The organism is Elizabethkingia argenteiflava (assembly GCF_009904105.1).
GTDB classification, from domain to species: domain Bacteria; phylum Bacteroidota; class Bacteroidia; order Flavobacteriales; family Weeksellaceae; genus Elizabethkingia; species Elizabethkingia argenteiflava.
Genome location: NZ_JAAABJ010000331.1, coordinates 1 through 634 on the forward strand (window position 1 = coordinate 1; position 634 = coordinate 634).

Sequence of the window (634 nt, forward strand, 5' to 3'; positions counted from 1 at the left end):
AGTTGGACATATTTATCAACAAACTTTTATTGACACGTATTCCAAAGTAGTATTAGCAAAACTATATGACCGTAAAAATGCTCTTATTGCTGATGACATGCTTAAAGATCAGTAAGTCCATATCTTTGATCAGCAGGAACTTCGTTTACTCAGAATTTTAACAGTCAGAGCAACGGAATACTGTGGAATAAGAGAACAGCATGAATACCAGCTTTATTTAGCCATTGAAGATATTGATCACACAAAGACCAAGGCTAAAAGTCCTCAGACCAATGGCATTTGTGAACGTTTTCACAGAACGATAAAGCACGAGTTTTATGACATAGCTTTTAGAAAGAAAATTTACAGAATTATTGAAGAACTGCAATTAGACTTAAACAGTTTGATGTACTATTACAACAATGAAAGAACGAATACTGTAAAAAATTGTTATGTTAAAACACCGATGCAGACGTTTTTGGATATTAAAACTATTTCAAAAGAGAAATTTTTTGAATCTCTTGCAGTGGTACAAAAAATCCTTACTTCTCGAAGTAATGATAATATTGAATAACTGATAATTATTTTAACACTTAACTGTCAGATTAAGTCGGGGCTATTACAATTAATATTAAAGAAGCCATAAGATTACGCG

At 31.7% G+C, this 634-nt stretch carries 1 pseudogene; it reads left to right on the plus strand.

Annotation, left to right across the window (positions count from 1 at the left end):
• A pseudogene (locus GNY06_RS03575) lies at positions 1-553 on the plus strand (integrase core domain-containing protein); the annotation flags it as partial.
• Positions 554-634: the final 81 nt, after the last annotated feature.